We start from the raw sequence: 16267 nt of genomic DNA on the forward strand, positions 1-16267 counted from the left end.
ATGAGGGCAACTATAAAGGCTGGACGCGAGCGCTGAAAGGCGTTGGTTCGCGTTGCGCGTGATACAGGCTGACGTTGCGAAATTCGTGGGGTTCGGCCAGATCGGGCAAGGTCAGTGCCTTGAGCATTTCCAACTGCCGATACAGCGGATGCCTGAAGTCACGCACCCGGGAATCAGCGACCAGCGCCTGTTGGCCGCGGGCGAGAAAGTGATCCAGCAGCGGCAGGTTTTCGCGGTCATACAGCACGTCAGCCACCAGGATCAGGTCAAACCGGTCGGCCTCGGCAAAAAAGTCCCTGGAATAGCCGAGCTGCACATCATTGAGTTGCGCATTTGCCCGGCATGCTGCCAGCGCCAGCGGGTCAAGGTCGCAGGCCACGACTTCCAGCGCCCCGGCCCGGGCAGCAGCAATCCCCGCTACGCCGGAGCCAGCACCAAAATCCAGTACGCGCTTGCCTTTGACCCAGTGCGGCCGATCGGCCAGAAAGCGCGCCAACGCCAACCCGCTGGCCCAGCAAAACGCCCAATAGGGCGGCTCGTAGAGAATGCGCCGGGTTTCGTCAGGGGTGAAGGCGCGATCCATATTGTGCGCATTGATCAACCAGAGCTTGAGCGCGGTGTCGGGCAAGTCGGTGATGACCAGTTGCGCATCACCCAATAACTCGCCTAGCGACTGCTGCAGGTCTAGCGGTGTGTTCATGGCGCTTTGACGAGTGCCAGGGTCCCCAGCGCCTGCGTAGTGGGCTGGCTGATAATCCGTGAAGGCAGGTGCAGGATCAGTTGCCCGGACTGGCTGGCGCGTCCGCGCAGTTCGACCCGTGCACCGGCCGGGAAGGCCTCGGGGTTGAATCGCAGCTTGAATGGCAGGGCCTGGTTGTTGCCGATGATTTTGCTGCTGGCCATCAGTCCTTGGGGTCGTCCGCGGTCGTCGACGATCAGTATGGCCAGCTCAACCTCGGCGCCTGCCGGCACGCCAGTCAGTACGCCACTCAACTCGCGCTGATACGCCGGTAGCGGGCCAAGGTCAGCCGGGGCGTCGGTTTTTGGCTGCGTCAGCACTTGGGGCTGTGCCGATTTGGGTGGCTCACTGCTACAGGCCACCAGCAAACTGGCAAGGCACAGCAAAACAAGCGTTCGTAGCGGCATACACGGCTCCAGCAGCAGGTCAGTCGATGTAACAGATGGTGTAAAACATAGTAGCCCGTCTGTATACCGTAAAGCCTATGGCTTGTCTTGCCAGTGGGATGCGCTAACATGGCGCTCCCCATTTTTGTTGGCTGCCACCATGCACTGTCCCTTCTGCGGTGCCAACGACACTAAAGTCATCGACTCGCGTCTGGTCGCCGAGGGCGACCAGGTGCGTCGCCGGCGCGAATGCCTGGCCTGTGGTGAGCGTTTCACCACCTTTGAAACAGCCGAGTTGGTGTTACCCCGTCTGATCAAGCAAGACGGCAGTCGTCAGCCCTTCGACGAAGATAAGCTGCGCGCCGGCATGCAGCGGGCGCTGGAAAAGCGCCCGGTGAGTGTCGAGCGCCTTGAAGCCGCCCTTGCCCGAATCAAGCACAAGCTACGCGCCACCGGCGAACGTGAAGTCAAATCGCTGGTTGTTGGTGAACTGGTCATGGGCGAGCTGCAAAAGCTCGACGAAGTGGCCTATATCCGCTTTGCCTCGGTCTATCGACGCTTCCAGGACTTGAACGAGTTCCGCGAAGAGATCGACCGACTTGCCCGTGAGCCTTCCAAAGAATGACCCAGTCCCCTGAACAATCGATTTTAGACATCCATTACATGGCCCGCGCCATCGAGTTGGCGCGCAACGGTTTGTACACCACCCATCCCAACCCGCGTGTCGGTTGCGTGATCGTGCGTGACGGGCAGATCGTTGGCGAAGGCTGGCATGTGCGCACCGGCGAGCCCCATGCCGAAGTCCACGCCCTGCGCGCAGCGGGCGAGCTGGCCCGTGGCGCCACGGCCTATGTCACCCTTGAGCCGTGCAGCCATCACGGCCACACCCCGCCGTGCGCCGAAGGCCTGATCACGGCTGGCGTGGCGCGTGTGGTTGCGGCCATGCAGGACCCCAATCCGGAAGTCGCCGGGCGCGGCCTCAAGCGTCTGGCCGACGCCGGGATTGAAGTGCTCAGCGGTGTGCTGGAAGCCGATGCCCGGGCGCTGAACCCGGGCTTCCTGAAGCGCATGGAACATGGCCTGCCGTTTGTGCGGGTCAAGCTGGCGATGAGCCTTGATGGTCGCACCGCGATGGCCAATGGCGAAAGCCAGTGGATCACCGGTCCCGAGGCGCGCTCTGCGGTACAGCGTCTGCGGGCCCAGGCCAGCGTCGTACTGACCGGTGCCGACACGGTTCTGGCCGACGGCGCGCGTCTGACCGTGCGTGGCCCCGAGCTGGGTCTGAGCCCTGAGCTGACGGCATTGGCGCTCAGCCGGCCGCCGCTGCGGGTACTGATCGACGGGCGTTTGCGGGTGCCGCTGGATGCGCCGTTTTTCAAGGCTGGCCCGGCGCTGGTCGCCACCTGCGTGCCGCCTGCCGAACAGTACCGCACGGGGCCCGAATGCCTGGTGATCCACGGTGCCAACGGCCAGGTTGATCTGCGCAAATTGCTGGTTGCGCTGGCGGCACGCGGCGTCAACGAAGTGCTGGTCGAGGCCGGACCGCGCCTGGCCGGGGCATTTGCCGATCAAGGCCTGGTCGATGAGTACCAGATCTTCGTCGCGGCCAAGTTCTTGGGCTCCACAGCCCGGCCACTGCTTGAGCTGCCGTTGACCCACATGAGCGAAGCACCATTGCTCAAAATCACTGAAATGCGCGCGGTGGGCGATGACTGGCGAGTCACCGCCATTCCCGTGCCGCCAGCGAGCGTATAATTCTCAGTCTTCGTTTTACGCAGGCTTTGTTCTCAAGGGGAACGCCATGTTTACCGGCATCATCGAATCCATCGGCAGCATCCGTGCATTGACCCCCAAGGGCGGTGATGTGCGAGTTTCCATCGACACCGGCAAGCTCGACCTGAGCGATGTCAAACTCGGCGACAGCATCGCGATCAATGGCGTGTGCCTGACCGCCGTTGAACTGCCGGGCAACGGCTTTGCGGCTGACGTCAGCCGCGAAACCCTGGACTGCACCGCGTTCAACGACCTGAAAAGCGGCAGCCGGGTCAACCTGGAAAAAGCCCTGACGCCGACCACGCGCCTGGGTGGTCATCTGGTGAGCGGTCACGTTGATGGCGTGGGTGAAGTGATCTCCCGTGAAGAGAACGCCCGTGCCATCGAGTTTCGTATCCGTGCGCCCAAGGAACTGGCCAAGTACATCGCCCACAAAGGCTCGATCACGGTCGACGGCACCAGCCTGACCGTGAACTCGGTCAATGGCGCCGAGTTCTCCCTGACCATCATTCCGCACACCCTGAGCGAAACCATCATGGACGACTACCGTCCGGGTCGCCGGGTCAACCTCGAAGTCGATTTGCTGGCGCGTTACCTTGAGCGTCTGCTGCTGGGCGACAAAGCCGCCGAGCCGACCTCGGGTGGCATCAGCGAAAGTTTTCTGGCCGCCAACGGCTACCTCAAATCCTGACTTAAGGGGGTGCCGCGTGGCGCTCAACAGCATCGAAGAACTGGTTGAAGACATCCGCCAAGGCAAGATGGTCATCCTCATGGATGACGAAGACCGCGAGAACGAAGGCGACCTGATCATGGCCGCCGAGTGCTGCAAGGCCGAGCACATCAACTTCATGGCGCGCTTCGCCCGTGGGCTGATCTGCATGCCGATGAGCCGCGAGCGCTGCGAACTGCTCAAGCTGCCATTGATGGCGCCGCGCAATGGCTCCGGCTTTGGCACCAAGTTCACCGTATCGATCGAAGCGGCTACCGGTGTGACCACCGGCATTTCCGCCGCTGACCGCGCGCGCACCGTGCAAGCGGCTGCGGCCAAGGACGCCAAGGCCGAAGACATCGTCAGCCCTGGCCACATCTTCCCGCTGATGGCCCAGGCGGGCGGCACCCTGGCCCGCGCCGGTCACACCGAGGCGGCCTGCGACCTGGCGCGCATGGCCGGTTTCGAGCCAAGCGGCGTGATCTGCGAAGTGATGAACGATGACGGCACCATGGCTCGTCGTCCGGAACTGGAGACCTTTGCGGCCGAGCACGGCATCAAGATCGGCACCATTGCCGACCTGATTCACTACCGGATGATCCATGAACGTACCGTTCAGCGGATTGCCGAGCAGCCACTGGACAGCGAACTGGGCCAATTCAATTTGGTGACCTATCGTGATTCAGTCGAAGGCGATGTGCACATGGCCCTGACCCTGGGCAAGATTTGCGCCGAAGAACCGACCCTGGTTCGGGTACATAACATGGACCCGCTGCGTGACCTGCTGATGGTCAAACAGCCGGGCCGCTGGAGCTTGCGCGCCGCCATGACCGCGGTAGCAGAGGCGGGCAGCGGTGTGGTGCTGTTGTTGGGGCATCCGCTGGACGGCGACGTATTGCTGGCCAATATCCGCGAAACCGCGGACCACGCGCCGGTGAAAAAACAGACCACCTACAGCATCGTCGGTGCCGGTTCGCAGATCCTTCGTGACCTGGGCGTGCGCAAAATGCGCCTCATGAGTTCACCAATGAAGTTCAATGCCATATCCGGTTTCGATCTGGAAGTTGTAGAATACGTGCCCTCCGAATAAAGACCGGTCGTGTCCTGTCCGAAATTCGTGGCCCAATATCCTTAAAGAACGCACGCGAGTGCGTTCTGGCTCTTTAATACGAGACATACCGAATGACCCTGAAGACCATCGAAGGTACCTTCATCGCCCCCAAAGGGCGCTACGCTCTGGTAGTTGGCCGTTTCAACAGCTTTGTTGTCGAAAGCCTGGTGAGTGGTGCCGTTGATGCCCTGGTTCGCCACGGTGTGAACGAAAGCGACATCACCATCATTCGTGCGCCGGGTGCGTTCGAAATCCCGCTGGTTGCGCAAAAAGTTGCCCAGCGCAACGAGTTCGCCGCCATCATCGCCCTGGGCGCCGTGATTCGTGGCGGTACTCCGCACTTCGAATACGTTGCTGGCGAATGCACCAAGGGCTTGTCCCAGGTGTCCATGCAGTTCGGCGTACCGGTAGCATTCGGTGTACTGACTGTTGATTCGATCGAGCAAGCCATCGAGCGTTCCGGCACCAAAGCCGGCAACAAAGGCGCTGAAGCTGCCTTGTCCGCCCTTGAAATGGTCAGCCTGTTGGCACAGTTGGAGGCCAAGTGATTTCCGACGAAAGCGATCGTTTCAACCCGCGCGATCCAAAACCTGCGGACGCTGGCAAACCCTCCAAGAGCGCCAAGCGCCGTGAAGCGCGTCAACTCGCGACTCAGGCCCTGTATCAATGGCACATGGCCAAGCAGTCGTTGAACGAGATCGAAGCGCAGTTTCGCGTCGATAACGACTTCACCGACGTTGACGCCGCTTACTTCCGTGAAATCCTGCACGGCGTACCTGCGCACAAAGGCGAGATCGATGCTGCGCTGATTCCGTGCCTGGACATCACCATCGAAGAACTCGACCCGGTTGAGCTGTCTGTTCTGCGCCTGTCCACCTGGGAGCTGATCAAGCGTGTCGACGTGCCTTACCGCGTTGTGATCAACGAAGGTATCGAGCTGGCTAAAGTGTTCGGTTCCACCGACGGCCACAAGTTCGTCAACGGTGTGCTCGACAAACTGGCGCCACGCTTGCGTGAAGCTGAAGTAAAGGCTTACAAGCGCTAAACGGCGCTGTCGGCCATGGGCGAGTTTGAGCTGATCCGCAACTTCTTCGCTGCCGCGCCCTGTGCGCAGCGCGGCGAGGGTGTTGCCCTGGGGATTGGCGACGACTGCGCCCTGCTGGATGTTCCCTTCGGGGAACAGCTGGCAATTTCCACCGACACCCTGGTAGCCGGGGTGCACTTCGCAGATCCTTGCGACCCTTTCTTGCTCGGTCAGCGTTCGCTGGCGGTGGCGGCCAGTGATTTGGCGGCCATGGGCGCAACACCCCTTGCTTTTACCCTTGCCCTGACCTTGCCGGCGGTTGAAGCCGATTGGTTGGAGGCGTATGCCCGCGGTTTAAACCTGATGGCCCAAGCCTGTGGCCTGCGCCTGATTGGCGGCGACACCACGCGCGGCCCGTTATGCCTGACGCTCACGGTGTTCGGCCGGGTACCCAGCGGCCAGGCCCTGACCCGCAGCGGTGCCCGACCCGGCGACCTGTTGTGTGTGGGCGGTGAGCTGGGCAATGGGGCTGGCGCGTTGCCGCTGGTGTTGGGGCAGCGTACCGCCGAGCCGATCATCAGCGAGCCGTTGCTGGCCCATTACTGGTCGCCGCAGCCGCAGCTGGCACTGGGTCAGGCATTGCGCGGCAAAGCCACTTCGGCATTGGACATCTCCGATGGCCTGCTCGCCGACTGTGGCCATATTGCCTTGGCGTCACAGGCGGGTCTGGTGATTGAGCTGGACCGGGTGCCCGTGTCATTGGCGCTGGAAGAGTTCCTGGGCGATAGCGGTGCGCAGCAAGCGGCGTTGAGCGGGGGTGACGATTATGTTCTGGCGTTCACCTTGCCCGCGCTTGAACTGCCGACGTTGCTGGCCGATGGCTGGCCGATCCATGTGATTGGCCGCGTGGTCGAAGGGCAGGGCGTGACTCTGCTGGATACGGATGGCTCAGACATCACCCCTGCAGTGCGCGGATATCAACATTTTCACGCTTGACCCTGTGGGAGCGGGCTTGCTCGCGATGACATCGCCACGTTCAGCCTGATACACCCCATCGTCTGTTTCGCGAGCAAGCCCGCTCCCACAGGTAATGTGTGTGCCACAAGTCATCAAACTTTTAGATATTTATCCTCGGTAATTCAGCCTAAGCGTCTGTTGGAACCTCCTGTTACAATGCCGCCTCTGCGAATTTCCAGTCCTCAAACTGATCAGGAGCACACGGTGCCCGTCGTTTTCGTTGCCGCTTGCAAGTTGCCTACCCCCTTTGCCGAATTCACCATGCATGGCTTCCTTGAGAAAACCACGGGCCGTGAACACGTTGTGCTCAGTTTGGGCGACGTGGCCGATGGTGCTCCGGTGTTGGGGCGGGTTCATTCTGAATGCCTGACGGGTGATGCCCTGTTCAGCCAGCGCTGTGACTGCGGTTCTCAGCTCGAAGCGGCCTTGCAGGCCATTGCCCGCGAAGGGCGTGGAGTGCTGTTGTACCTGCGCCAGGAAGGCCGTGGCATTGGTTTGTTGAATAAAATCCGTGCCTACGAGCTGCAAGATGGAGGCGCCGATACCGTTGAAGCCAACGAGCGTCTTGGCTTTGCTGCCGACCAGCGCGATTACGCCATCTGCCTGCCGATGCTTGAGCATGTAGGCGTGCAGTCGTTGCGTTTGATGACCAACAATCCGCGCAAGGTCAAAGCCTTGACCGATATGGGTATCACCGTGGCAGAGCGTGTTCCGCTGCACACGGGGCACAACCCGCACAACAAACTGTACCTGGCGACCAAGGCCAACAAGCTCGGTCACATGATGGGCAACCAGCATCAAAACGAGGCTGACCCGGCGTGACCCGCGGTCAGCGCCGTCGGCGCCTGAGCTTCAGCTGGTGGCAACAGTTGATACTGACCCTGCTCCCGCTGGTGCTGGCCAACTGGTTTTTTGGCGACTCCGAGCCGCTGTTGCCTGATCTGACGATGCCGTTCTTTATTGTTGGCGTGGCATCCATGTTCGCGACCCTGCGCACGTTCGGGCCTTACAAACATGGCCTGATCAACCTGCAAAAAGCCCTCGACACCCCGCAAGAACCGGCGGCCTGGGATGAGCTGGCCCGTGTGCGTCATCGTGCCTTGCTGGCAGCGGGTTTGCCCACCTGGATCGCCGCCCTGGCAGTGTTTGTCGGGCTTGAAGGTGTGCCCCTGTTGCTGCTGGCCTTGTCGACGCTGGTCCTGTTTTACCTTTACCGCATTCCCCGCCAGGTCGGCTGATGCGCGTCTGGCTGGCGGCTCTGCTGCTGAGCGCCAGCATGCCTTCTCTGGCCACCCTCCGTGTGGTCAGCCTTTCACCTTCCTTGTCTGAAATGGTTGTCGAACTGGGCGCTGCCGATGTACTGGTGGGGCGTCTGGATGCGGGCGAGCCATTACCGGAGCTGGTCAGCGTGCCCTCGGTGGGCCGCTACGGGCAATTGGACATGGAGCGCCTGCTCAGCCTTCAACCCGACCTGCTGTTGCTCTGGCCGGGCAGTGTGGGCATCGCACAGCGCGAACAGCTGCGTAACCTGAAGATCCCGACCTACATTGCTGAGCCCGTCAGCCTCGAACAACTGGCGGATCAGGTTGAAGCCCTGGCCGCTGCCCTCGGGCGTCCGGCACGGGGGCACCAGTTGGCTGGCCAGTTGCGTCAGCGTCTTGCCGGGTTACGGGCGCAGTATCAGAGCGACAAGCCGGTGCGAGTGTTCTATCAGGTATGGGATCAGCCTCTGTACACCATCGGTGGCGGGCAAATCATCAGTGATGCGCTGGCCGTGTGCGGGGCGAAAAATGTATTTGACGACCTCAAGCTGCCTGCGCCGCAAGTCAGTATTGAGTCCGTTCTGCAGCGCAATCCCGAGGTGATCATTGCCAGCACCCAGGCGCAGCTGGATGCCTGGAAAGCCTGGCCGCAGATTGATGCGGTCAAGCATGGGCGTTTGCTGTTGTTGGCCGACAAAGGCCTGGAACGCCCAAGCGGGCAGATGCTGGAAGCGACGGCGAAACTGTGTGAACAACTGGCGTCACACTAACCACCCCCTGTGGGAGCGGGCTTGCTCGCGATAGCATCAACCCGCTCTGCCCGGCACACCGTGGCGCCTGAATCGCGAGCAAGCCCGCTCCCACAAAGTCAGAGCGTTGGGGTCCAGGTGATGGCCAGTTGCAAGCTACGCTGCTCTTCGCGATAGCCGTAGTAGTTGCCGTCATAGCTGTAGAGCGCGCGGGTGAAGCGCTTGTCCAGCAGGTTGTCGACCTTCACATCGAACCGCACTTCTGAACTGGCCTGCCAGTTGCCGCGCAGCCCCAGCACGCCATACCCGCCAATGGGTTGCTTGTTGTCTTCATCGTTGAAGCTGCGGCTCACCGCTTGCCAGCTGGCGCCGACACCCACCTTGTCGAATTGCCGATCCAGATCCAGGCTCAACGTCCGGCGTGCGCGACGGCCCAACGTGTGGCCGGTGTCTTTATCGCGAGGGTCGATGATCGCGATGCCCAGACTGCTCTGCCAGCCGAACCACTCCTGCTGCAAGGCATTTTCGAAACCAGTGATGTGTGCCGCGCCGATGTTCTGCTGGATGAAGTCGGCATCGGCCACAATCGCGTCACGAATCTCGGTACGGTACAGCGAGGTTTCCAGGCGGCTGGTTTCACTCAGCTGGCTGCGCCACTGCAGTTCGTAGCTCTTGGAATATTCCGGTTTGAGATTCGGGTTACCGAATTGTGGGTAGTACAAATCATTGAACGTAGGTGCGCGAAATCCTTCGCTGTAAGACAGCAGCACATCGTTGTCGGCGTTGAGCGGTACAGTCAGGCTGGCGCTCCAGGTGTTGTGGCTGCCGAATTGCTGGTTCTGGTCGTGACGCAGGCCCAGCTCGGTCGAAAAGTAATCACCGTGAAAGCGGTGCTGGATAAAGGCGGCGCGATTCCAGCGACTGTCTACGTCGAAAACGGTACTGCTGCGCACGCGGTCTTCATAGGTGTCTGCGCCCAGGATCAGGGTGTTTTGATCGTCCAGCGTCAGGTTGTTTTGCCAGTTCAGCGAGTCGCGATAGGTATTGAAGCTGTAGAGGTCCGGGCTGAGCTTGTCCCGAGTTTTTTCACGGTTCTCGCTGTGGCCCAGCTCCAGGCGTGAATTCCAGCGTTCGGCGAGTTGGGCGTCGATAAAACTGGCGACGCTGCTGATATCGAAGTCGCTGTAAAGTTGCTGGCCGCTGACTGTCATGGTGCTCGGGTCCCAGCGCCCGAACGAGTTGTCGAGTTCGGTCTTGCCGATGTTCTTCATCGCCGTCAATCCGACCTCAAGGTCTTCGCTCAGGTAGTGGCTCAGGTTCAGGCTGAGTGACTTGTTGCGATAAGCATCATGGTCGTTGTCGCTGGGGAAGGACTCGTGAGTACGGTTGATCCCCGCAGTCTGTTCGAGACTGGCGCTCAAGTTGTAGCGCGTTTGCGCATCACCGCCGGATATCCCGACGCTGTTGTCTGAGCTGCCATAGCTGCCCATCGCGCTGCGGACTCGAAGCTGCGGGGCCTGATTGGCGCCACGGCGAGTGAAAATCTGAATCACCCCGCCGATCGCATCACTACCGTAGATCACTGATCGCGATCCGCGCAGCACTTCCACGCGTTCGATCTGATCGATATTCAGGTACTGCAAGTTGCTGTCGGCCGAAGTGGCATTGGCCATGCGTTGGCCGTCCACCAGCACCAGGCTTTGTGCCGACTTGGTGCCGCGAATATAAATCCCCGGCAAACCGCCGCGCCCGCCGCTGCGCGCCACTTGAACACCCGGTACCCGGCCCAGCAGGTCGGTCAGGCTGGTGGGTTGCAGGCGGTCGATATCTTCACGGGTGAACACGCTGTTGGCGCTGCTGCTGTCGGAGCGCGCTTCAACCTGGCGATTGCCGGTAATCAGTGTTTGCGGGAGTTTGAGCGCGTCTTCGCGCTCAGCGGCGTTCGCCAGCAACGGGCTGCTGAGGATTAAAACCAGACGAAGGTGTTTCATGGGTGTTAAAAACTCCGTAGCCGCTGGCGAAGGAACGAGGCTGCGTTCGGCGGCGTAGCCGTCGTAAAATCAGCATGCGCGGTTTTTCAGTTACACCGCATGTTCTGATTTTACGATTGCTTCGCAATCGAACGCAGCCTTCGGCAGCTGCTACATGTGCGAGTACATTTTCAGCTTTTCTACAGCCCCAGCAATGCCATGCGCTGGCGCACCGAGGCTTCAATGCCTGGCGCATCCAGGCCGCACTCGGCCAGCATCTGGCTCGGTTTGGCGTGCTCAACGTAGATGTCCGGCAGGCCCAGGTGCAGGACTGACTTGAGCACGTTTTCACGGGCCAGGAACTCGCTGACACCCGCACCTGCGCCACCCATGATGGCGTTTTCTTCGATGGTCACCAGCAGCTCATGGCTAGCAGCCATTTCGCGTACCAGTGCTTCATCCATCGGTTTGACGAAGCGCATATCGACCACGGTGGCGTCGATTTTTTCTGCCACGAGCAAGGCTTCGGCCAGTTGCACGCCAAAAACCAGCATGGCGACCTTGGAGCCCTGGCGACGAATCACGCCTTTGCCGATTTCCAGCGGCTCGAGGTTTTTTTCGATGGGTGCGTTCGGGCCGGTCCCGCGCGGGTAGCGCACGGCCGCCGGGCCGTTGTACAGATGGCCGGTGGTGAGCATCTTGCGCAGTTCGTTCTCGTCGCTCGGGGTCATGATGACCATGCCCGGGATGCAACGCAGGAACGACAGGTCGAAGCTGCCTGCGTGGGTCGGGCCGTCTTCGCCCACCAGACCTGCACGGTCGATGGCGAACAGTACGTCCAGATTCTGTACGGCGACGTCATGCACCAACTGGTCGTAACCGCGCTGCAGGAATGTCGAATAAATAGCCACGACAGGCTTGGCGCCTTCGCAGGCCATGCCCGCAGCGAACGTCACAGCGTGCTGTTCGGCAATCGCCACGTCGAAATAACGCTTGGGGAAACGTTCGCTGAAAGCGATCAGGTCCGAGCCTTCTTTCATGGCCGGAGTGATGCCCATCAAGCGTTCATCGGCGGCGGCCATGTCACACAGCCACTCGCCAAAGACGGCCGAGTACTTCGGCCCGCTCGCCACTTTTGGCGCCGCTTTCGGGGCGTTCAGCGGCTCAAGCTTGGTGATGGCGTGATAGCCGATCGGGTCAGCTTCGGCGGGAGCAAACCCTTTGCCTTTCTTGGTAACGATATGCAGGAACTGCGGCCCTTTGAGGTCGCGCATATTGCGCAGCGTCGCGATCAGGGTCGGCAGGTCGTGGCCATCGATAGGGCCGATGTAGTTCCAGCCCAGCTCTTCAAACAGCGTGCCGGGTACCAACATGCCCTTGGCATATTCTTCGGTACGGCGAGCGATTTCCCACGCGCCAGGCAGACGCGAGAGCACCTTTTTGCTGCCTTCGCGCATGCTGGCGTAAGTGCGGCTCGACAGGATCTTGGCCAGGTAGTTGGACAACCCCCCCACATTGCGCGAAATCGACATGTCGTTGTCGTTGAGGATCACCAACATGTTGGCATCCACTTCCGGCGCGTGGTTCAGGGCTTCAAAGGCCATGCCGGCGGTCAGCGCGCCGTCACCGATCACGGCGATCGCCTTGCGGTCGCTGTTCTGCAGGCGGGCGGCAATGGCCATGCCCAGCGCTGCGCTGATCGAGGTGCTGGAGTGGCCAACGCCAAAGGTGTCGTACTCGCTCTCGGAGCGACGCGGGAAAGCGGCTACGCCGTCTTTCTGGCGCAAGGTCGCCATTTGCTCGCGACGGCCCGTGAGGATTTTGTGCGGATACGCCTGATGACCCACATCCCACACCAGTCGGTCGTCCGGGGTGTCGAACACGTAGTGCAACGCAATGGTCAGCTCAATGACACCCAGGCCGGCACCGAAATGCCCGCCCGTCTGGCCGACGGTATAGAGCAATTCCAGGCGCAACTCATCGGCCAGGGTTTCCAGCTCGGCTTCGGCCAGGCGGCGCAGGCCCGCAGGCGTGCCTGCCCGGTCGAGCAGGGGCGTAGTCGGACGGTTGCGGGGAATCTCTTGAAACGTCGTTGGCATCAGGCGAATCGTTATAGGTATAAGAAGAGGCGGCAGTTTACCTTAAGGAACGTAAGCTGCCCACGCAGTCTGGCACTCGTTAGTAAGACCTTGGCATTAGAGCTGTCAGAAATAATTACCGAGTGTGACGATTAATGGCGGCGCTCAACGATATATCGCGCCAGTTCACGCAGCGGTTCGGCGCCTGCATCAAAATGCCGCAGGGCGTTGAGTGCCTGGTCGCGCAGATCCAGTGCATAGCCTTTGGCCTGCTCCAGACCCATCAGCGCCGGGTAGGTCGGTTTGTCACGTGCGATATCGGCGCCTTGGCGTTTGCCCAACGTCGCGGTATCGCTTTCAACATCCAGAATGTCGTCCTGAACCTGAAACGCCAGGCCAATGGCCCGCGAGTAGATGTTCAGTGCCTGCAGATTTTCGGCAGTCGCGTTGCTGCTGGCCAGGGCGCCCAGTTGCACACTGGCTTCGATCAGGGCCCCGGTCTTGTGCCGATGCATGTTTTCCAGCGCCGCCTGATCGAGCTTCATGCCTACAGAACCCAGGTCAATGGCTTGGCCGCCGACCATGCCCGCCGGGCCTGCAGCCTGTGCGAGGGCAGTCACCATGCGCAAGCGCGTTTCGGCGTCCAGGGTGTTGAGTCGGGGGTCGAGCAGGGCGCTGAACGCAAGGCTTTGCAAACCGTCGCCAGCCAGAATGGCGCAGGCTTCGTCGAAGGCCTTGTGGGTGGTCGGCTGGCCGCGTCGCAGATCGTCATCATCCATTGCGGGCAAATCATCATGCACCAGCGAATAGGCGTGGATCAGTTCGACGGCACACGCCGCGCCATTGGCTTGCTCCGGGGCGCTGCCCAGGGCCTGGCAAGCGGCATAGGCCAGTAGCGGGCGAACGCGCTTGCCGCCATTCATGACGCTGTAGCGCATGGCCTCGTAAAGACGGGCCAGCTCAGGAGCCGGAGCATCAAGCAAACATTCAAGCGCCGCATTGACGCGGGCCTGGCTGCTGATCTGGTAAGCATCAATCATTCGGACTGTTCCGCATCAAAAGGCTCTTGTGCCAACTCACCATCACGCTCAAGCAGGATCTGGACTTTCTGCTCGGCCTGGGCCAATGCGCCCTGGCAGTCACGGGTCAGGCGGATGCCTTGTTCGAAGGCAGTCAGAGAGTCTTCCAGCGACAGCTCGCCATTTTCCAGACGCTCGACCAGTGTTTGCAGGTCAGAGAGCGACTGTTCGAAATCCGGTGAAGCTTTTTTGCGGGCCATGGCGGCATTCTCGGTAGGCGTTAAAACCGGCCGACACTAGCAGACAGCGGGTTTTGGGGCAAATCGGGGGCGGCTTGCCCCCGGTTCAATTTGACCGATAAAACCCGGAAAACCGGCATGGCGACCCATTAGTCGCGCATGTACCCACCGTCCACGTCCATGATTTCGCCGCTCACAAAACTGGCCGCATCCGACGCCAGGAAACACACTGCAGCGGCAATGTCCCGCGGTGTGCCGGCACGTCCCAGGGGCATGTCTGCCAGCACCCTGGCCCGTGCTTCAGGGCTCAGTGCACTGGTCATGTCGGTATCGGTCAAGGCCGGGGAAACGGCATTGGCGGTGATATTGAACGGCCCGGCTTCACGTGCCAGGCCTTTGGTCAGTGCAATCACGCCCCCTTTGGCGGCGGCGTAGCAGCTGTTGCCCAGCAGCCCGCCACCACGTTTTCCGGCGACAGAGGCTATGTTGATGATGCGTCCCGACCGCCGGGCCATCATGCCTGGCAATACCGCCTTGGCGCAGTAGAAAACACTGTTCAGGTCGATGGCCATGACCCGTTTCCACTCGGCTGCACTCACCTGCAGCAGGGGCAAGGTCGAGACGATCCCGGCATTGTTGACCAGGATATCGACGCTGCCCAAGACCCGTTCAACCTGGCTGACCATTGCCTCCACCTGCTGTTCGTCGGCCACGTCGACCCCCAGCCCGATGGCATGGATGCCCAGTTCGCCCAGTTGGGCAACGGCACGCTCGGCGGCGCTGTGGTCGAGGTCGCAGATCGCGACCCTTGCTCCGCATTGGCCAAGGGCGACGGCGATGGCATACCCGATCCCGCGGGCAGACCCGGTGACCAGTGCGTTACGGCCCTCCAGCGAAAGGCTGATCGGCGCAAAATTGGCGGGAGCATTCATTATTATTATCCTTTGGTCTGGGCGCATGTCGGCCTTCCCCCTTGATGGAGAATGGCCGGCTCCGGTTATGTCAGTCGGTTGAGTCAGTCGGTGAAAGCAGTCAGGAAGGGGCGTAGCGGCCCAGTGCCAACTGGTCTTTGAGCGGGGCAATGTTCAGCCGCCGAAGCACGCGATACAGCGAAGGTCGGCAGATGCCCAGCGCCCGCGCCGCAGCCGTCATGTTCCAGCGGCAGTCGACGAGTACGCCCAGTACATCTTCGCGCTCACCCAGTGGGGGCGCGGGGATTCTGCCCAGGCGAATCGGTGTGACGTTGTGCGGGTGTGCACGGGACGGTTGCGCAGGCTGCTCTCCCGTTTGTGCCAGAAAATCCGCAGGCAGATCACAGCGCTGGATGCGCGCGCCTTCCATGACGGCACAGGCATAGCGAATGACGGCCCGCATCTGGCGCAGGTTGCCAGGCCAGGCATGCCCGAGGAGCAAGGTCCAGACATCGTTGGCTATCATCTGGCGCGGATCGCAGCCGGGGATCTCGGTGGCGACCATTCGGCACACCAACTCAGCACGGTCAGTGCGATCGCGCAGCGGCGGCAATTGCACCACGCCCGTGGCAATGCGATAGAACAGGTCTTCGCGAAAGCTGCCGTTCTCCACCAGTTGCGTAAGGGACTGGTGGGTCGCACAGATCAGCGCGAAATTCACCGGCACACTGCGCTCGGCACCCAAGGGGGTGATCTCGCGTTCGGCGATCACGCGTAAAAGGCGGGTCTGCTGCTCGAATGGCATGTCCCCGATTTCATCGAGGAACAAGGTGCCGCCGTCTGCCTGCGCGACCTTGCCTTTTTTGCCCCCCGGCAGGGCGCCGGAAAACGCGCCACGGGAATAACCGAACAGCTCGCTTTCGATCAGGGTTTCGGGGATGGACGCGCAATTGAGGGCAACCATCGGCGCGGCATGGCGCCGGCTGTGTTCGTGCAGCGCACGGGCCAGCACTTCTTTACCCGTCCCTGTTTCGCCCTGGATGAGCACAGCAATGCCCCGCTCCATCAGGAGCAATGCGCGGCGAAAAGCCTGACGCACTTGCGGATCAGTATCGTGGGAAATGTCGCATTCAGGGTGGACAGCAGTTGTACGGTCTTGGGTAAACGAAGGTTGTTCGTATACGGAAGGCATCAGCGTCACCTTTTATTATTGTATAGCTTGTGACTATGTCGACTCGCCGCACTTGTGATACAGCCGTCGATATGGCGTTAAATGACAG

The 16267-nt window shown here is 61.0% G+C and carries 18 protein-coding genes; 10 read left to right on the forward strand and 8 right to left on the reverse strand.

The window, feature by feature from the left end; translation table 11 throughout:
* Window positions 1-10 precede the first annotated feature (10 nt).
* Both AACY07_RS17215 and AACY07_RS17220 read right to left on the reverse strand, forming a co-directional pair.
* Window positions 11-700 carry a class I SAM-dependent methyltransferase gene (locus AACY07_RS17215; RefSeq protein ID WP_339476324.1) on the reverse strand — a complete coding sequence of 230 codons (690 nt, stop codon included), beginning with the start codon at window positions 698-700 and terminating at the stop codon, window positions 11-13.
* Window positions 697-1146: a hypothetical protein gene (locus tag AACY07_RS17220; RefSeq protein WP_219262617.1), complete on the reverse strand. Its 450-nt coding sequence runs from the start codon at window positions 1144-1146 to the stop codon at window positions 697-699. The genes AACY07_RS17215 and AACY07_RS17220 overlap by 4 nt, the downstream gene beginning before the upstream one ends.
* Before the next feature lie 139 nt (window positions 1147-1285).
* Here AACY07_RS17220 and nrdR point away from each other — a divergent pair, with 139 nt between their 5' ends.
* The 10 genes from nrdR (at window position 1286) to AACY07_RS17270 (ending at window position 8791) form a co-directional block, all read left to right on the forward strand.
* On the forward strand, window positions 1286-1750 hold the full coding sequence (nrdR, locus tag AACY07_RS17225; RefSeq protein ID WP_019824317.1) for a transcriptional regulator NrdR: 465 nt from the start codon (window positions 1286-1288) through the stop codon (window positions 1748-1750).
* On the forward strand, window positions 1747-2880 hold the full coding sequence (gene ribD, locus AACY07_RS17230; protein ID WP_219262618.1) for a bifunctional diaminohydroxyphosphoribosylaminopyrimidine deaminase/5-amino-6-(5-phosphoribosylamino)uracil reductase RibD: 1134 nt from the start codon (window positions 1747-1749) through the stop codon (window positions 2878-2880). Before nrdR ends, ribD begins: the two co-directional genes overlap by 4 nt.
* A gap of 46 nt (window positions 2881-2926) precedes the next feature.
* Window positions 2927-3589, forward strand: coding sequence for a riboflavin synthase (locus AACY07_RS17235; RefSeq protein ID WP_019824314.1), 663 nt, complete (start codon window positions 2927-2929; stop codon window positions 3587-3589).
* 16 nt (window positions 3590-3605) lie between these two features.
* Window positions 3606-4697 carry a bifunctional 3,4-dihydroxy-2-butanone-4-phosphate synthase/GTP cyclohydrolase II gene (ribBA, locus tag AACY07_RS17240; RefSeq protein WP_339476329.1) on the forward strand — a complete coding sequence of 364 codons (1092 nt, stop codon included), beginning with the start codon at window positions 3606-3608 and terminating at the stop codon, window positions 4695-4697.
* A 92-nt stretch (window positions 4698-4789) separates the two neighbouring features.
* Complete coding sequence (gene ribH, locus AACY07_RS17245; protein WP_003444275.1) at window positions 4790-5266, forward strand: 6,7-dimethyl-8-ribityllumazine synthase; 477 nt, start codon at window positions 4790-4792, stop codon at window positions 5264-5266.
* Window positions 5263-5763, forward strand: coding sequence for a transcription antitermination factor NusB (nusB, locus tag AACY07_RS17250; protein WP_133077063.1), 501 nt, complete (start codon window positions 5263-5265; stop codon window positions 5761-5763). Before ribH ends, nusB begins: the two co-directional genes overlap by 4 nt.
* A 15-nt stretch (window positions 5764-5778) precedes the next feature.
* Window positions 5779-6738, forward strand: a complete 960-nt coding sequence (thiL, locus tag AACY07_RS17255; RefSeq protein ID WP_339476332.1) for a thiamine-phosphate kinase — start codon at window positions 5779-5781, stop codon at window positions 6736-6738.
* A 225-nt stretch (window positions 6739-6963) separates the two neighbouring features.
* Window positions 6964-7581 carry a GTP cyclohydrolase II gene (gene ribA / locus AACY07_RS17260; protein ID WP_219262620.1) on the forward strand — a complete coding sequence of 206 codons (618 nt, stop codon included), beginning with the start codon at window positions 6964-6966 and terminating at the stop codon, window positions 7579-7581.
* Complete coding sequence (locus AACY07_RS17265) at window positions 7578-7997, forward strand: MFS transporter (protein WP_339476336.1); 420 nt, start codon at window positions 7578-7580, stop codon at window positions 7995-7997. The genes ribA and AACY07_RS17265 overlap by 4 nt, the downstream gene beginning before the upstream one ends.
* Window positions 7997-8791 (forward strand): cobalamin-binding protein, encoded by a 795-nt coding sequence (locus tag AACY07_RS17270; RefSeq protein ID WP_339476338.1) that lies wholly within the window; start codon window positions 7997-7999, stop codon window positions 8789-8791. The genes AACY07_RS17265 and AACY07_RS17270 overlap by 1 nt, the downstream gene beginning before the upstream one ends.
* A 98-nt stretch (window positions 8792-8889) precedes the next feature.
* On the opposite strand, the gene AACY07_RS17275 is transcribed toward AACY07_RS17270, so the two are convergent.
* The 6 genes from AACY07_RS17275 to AACY07_RS17300 form a co-directional block, all read right to left on the reverse strand.
* Window positions 8890-10761, reverse strand: a complete 1872-nt coding sequence (locus AACY07_RS17275) for a TonB-dependent receptor domain-containing protein (RefSeq protein ID WP_339476340.1) — start codon at window positions 10759-10761, stop codon at window positions 8890-8892.
* A gap of 179 nt (window positions 10762-10940) precedes the next feature.
* Window positions 10941-12839, reverse strand: a complete 1899-nt coding sequence (dxs, locus tag AACY07_RS17280; protein WP_339476342.1) for a 1-deoxy-D-xylulose-5-phosphate synthase — start codon at window positions 12837-12839, stop codon at window positions 10941-10943.
* Window positions 12840-12970: 131 nt separating this feature from the next.
* Window positions 12971-13858, reverse strand: coding sequence for a (2E,6E)-farnesyl diphosphate synthase (gene ispA, locus AACY07_RS17285; protein ID WP_339476344.1), 888 nt, complete (start codon window positions 13856-13858; stop codon window positions 12971-12973).
* Window positions 13855-14097, reverse strand: a complete 243-nt coding sequence (locus tag AACY07_RS17290) for an exodeoxyribonuclease VII small subunit (protein ID WP_133077055.1) — start codon at window positions 14095-14097, stop codon at window positions 13855-13857. Before AACY07_RS17290 ends, ispA begins: the two co-directional genes overlap by 4 nt.
* A 128-nt stretch (window positions 14098-14225) precedes the next feature.
* Window positions 14226-15008 carry an SDR family NAD(P)-dependent oxidoreductase gene (locus AACY07_RS17295; RefSeq protein ID WP_219262624.1) on the reverse strand — a complete coding sequence of 261 codons (783 nt, stop codon included), beginning with the start codon at window positions 15006-15008 and terminating at the stop codon, window positions 14226-14228.
* A gap of 100 nt (window positions 15009-15108) precedes the next feature.
* Entirely contained in the window at window positions 15109-16179 is a 1071-nt protein-coding gene (locus AACY07_RS17300) for a sigma-54-dependent Fis family transcriptional regulator (protein WP_133077053.1), read from the reverse strand.
* Window positions 16180-16267 lie beyond the last annotated feature (88 nt).

It is taken from the genome of Pseudomonas sp. RL_5y_Pfl2_69 (genome assembly GCF_963970465.1).
GTDB lineage: Bacteria > Pseudomonadota > Gammaproteobacteria > Pseudomonadales > Pseudomonadaceae > Aquipseudomonas.

Excerpts from the sequence above, each read along its gene's own strand:
- AACY07_RS17215 (WP_339476324.1), bottom strand. The coding sequence starts at position 700 with ATGAACACACCGCTAGACCTGCAGCAGTCGCTAGGCGAGTTATTGGGT.
- AACY07_RS17220 (WP_219262617.1), bottom strand. The coding sequence starts at position 1,146 with ATGCCGCTACGAACGCTTGTTTTGCTGTGCCTTGCCAGTTTGCTGGTG.
- nrdR (WP_019824317.1), top strand. The coding sequence starts at position 1,286 with ATGCACTGTCCCTTCTGCGGTGCCAACGACACTAAAGTCATCGACTCG.
- ribD (WP_219262618.1), top strand. The coding sequence starts at position 1,747 with ATGACCCAGTCCCCTGAACAATCGATTTTAGACATCCATTACATGGCC.
- AACY07_RS17235 (WP_019824314.1), top strand. The coding sequence starts at position 2,927 with ATGTTTACCGGCATCATCGAATCCATCGGCAGCATCCGTGCATTGACC.
- ribH (WP_003444275.1), top strand. The coding sequence starts at position 4,790 with ATGACCCTGAAGACCATCGAAGGTACCTTCATCGCCCCCAAAGGGCGC.
- thiL (WP_339476332.1), top strand. The coding sequence starts at position 5,779 with ATGGGCGAGTTTGAGCTGATCCGCAACTTCTTCGCTGCCGCGCCCTGT.
- AACY07_RS17270 (WP_339476338.1), top strand. The coding sequence starts at position 7,997 with ATGCGCGTCTGGCTGGCGGCTCTGCTGCTGAGCGCCAGCATGCCTTCT.
- AACY07_RS17275 (WP_339476340.1), bottom strand. The coding sequence starts at position 10,761 with ATGAAACACCTTCGTCTGGTTTTAATCCTCAGCAGCCCGTTGCTGGCG.
- dxs (WP_339476342.1), bottom strand. The coding sequence starts at position 12,839 with ATGCCAACGACGTTTCAAGAGATTCCCCGCAACCGTCCGACTACGCCC.
- ispA (WP_339476344.1), bottom strand. The coding sequence starts at position 13,858 with ATGATTGATGCTTACCAGATCAGCAGCCAGGCCCGCGTCAATGCGGCG.
- AACY07_RS17290 (WP_133077055.1), bottom strand. The coding sequence starts at position 14,097 with ATGGCCCGCAAAAAAGCTTCACCGGATTTCGAACAGTCGCTCTCTGAC.
- AACY07_RS17295 (WP_219262624.1), bottom strand. The coding sequence starts at position 15,008 with ATGAATGCTCCCGCCAATTTTGCGCCGATCAGCCTTTCGCTGGAGGGC.
- AACY07_RS17300 (WP_133077053.1), bottom strand. The coding sequence starts at position 16,179 with ATGCCTTCCGTATACGAACAACCTTCGTTTACCCAAGACCGTACAACT.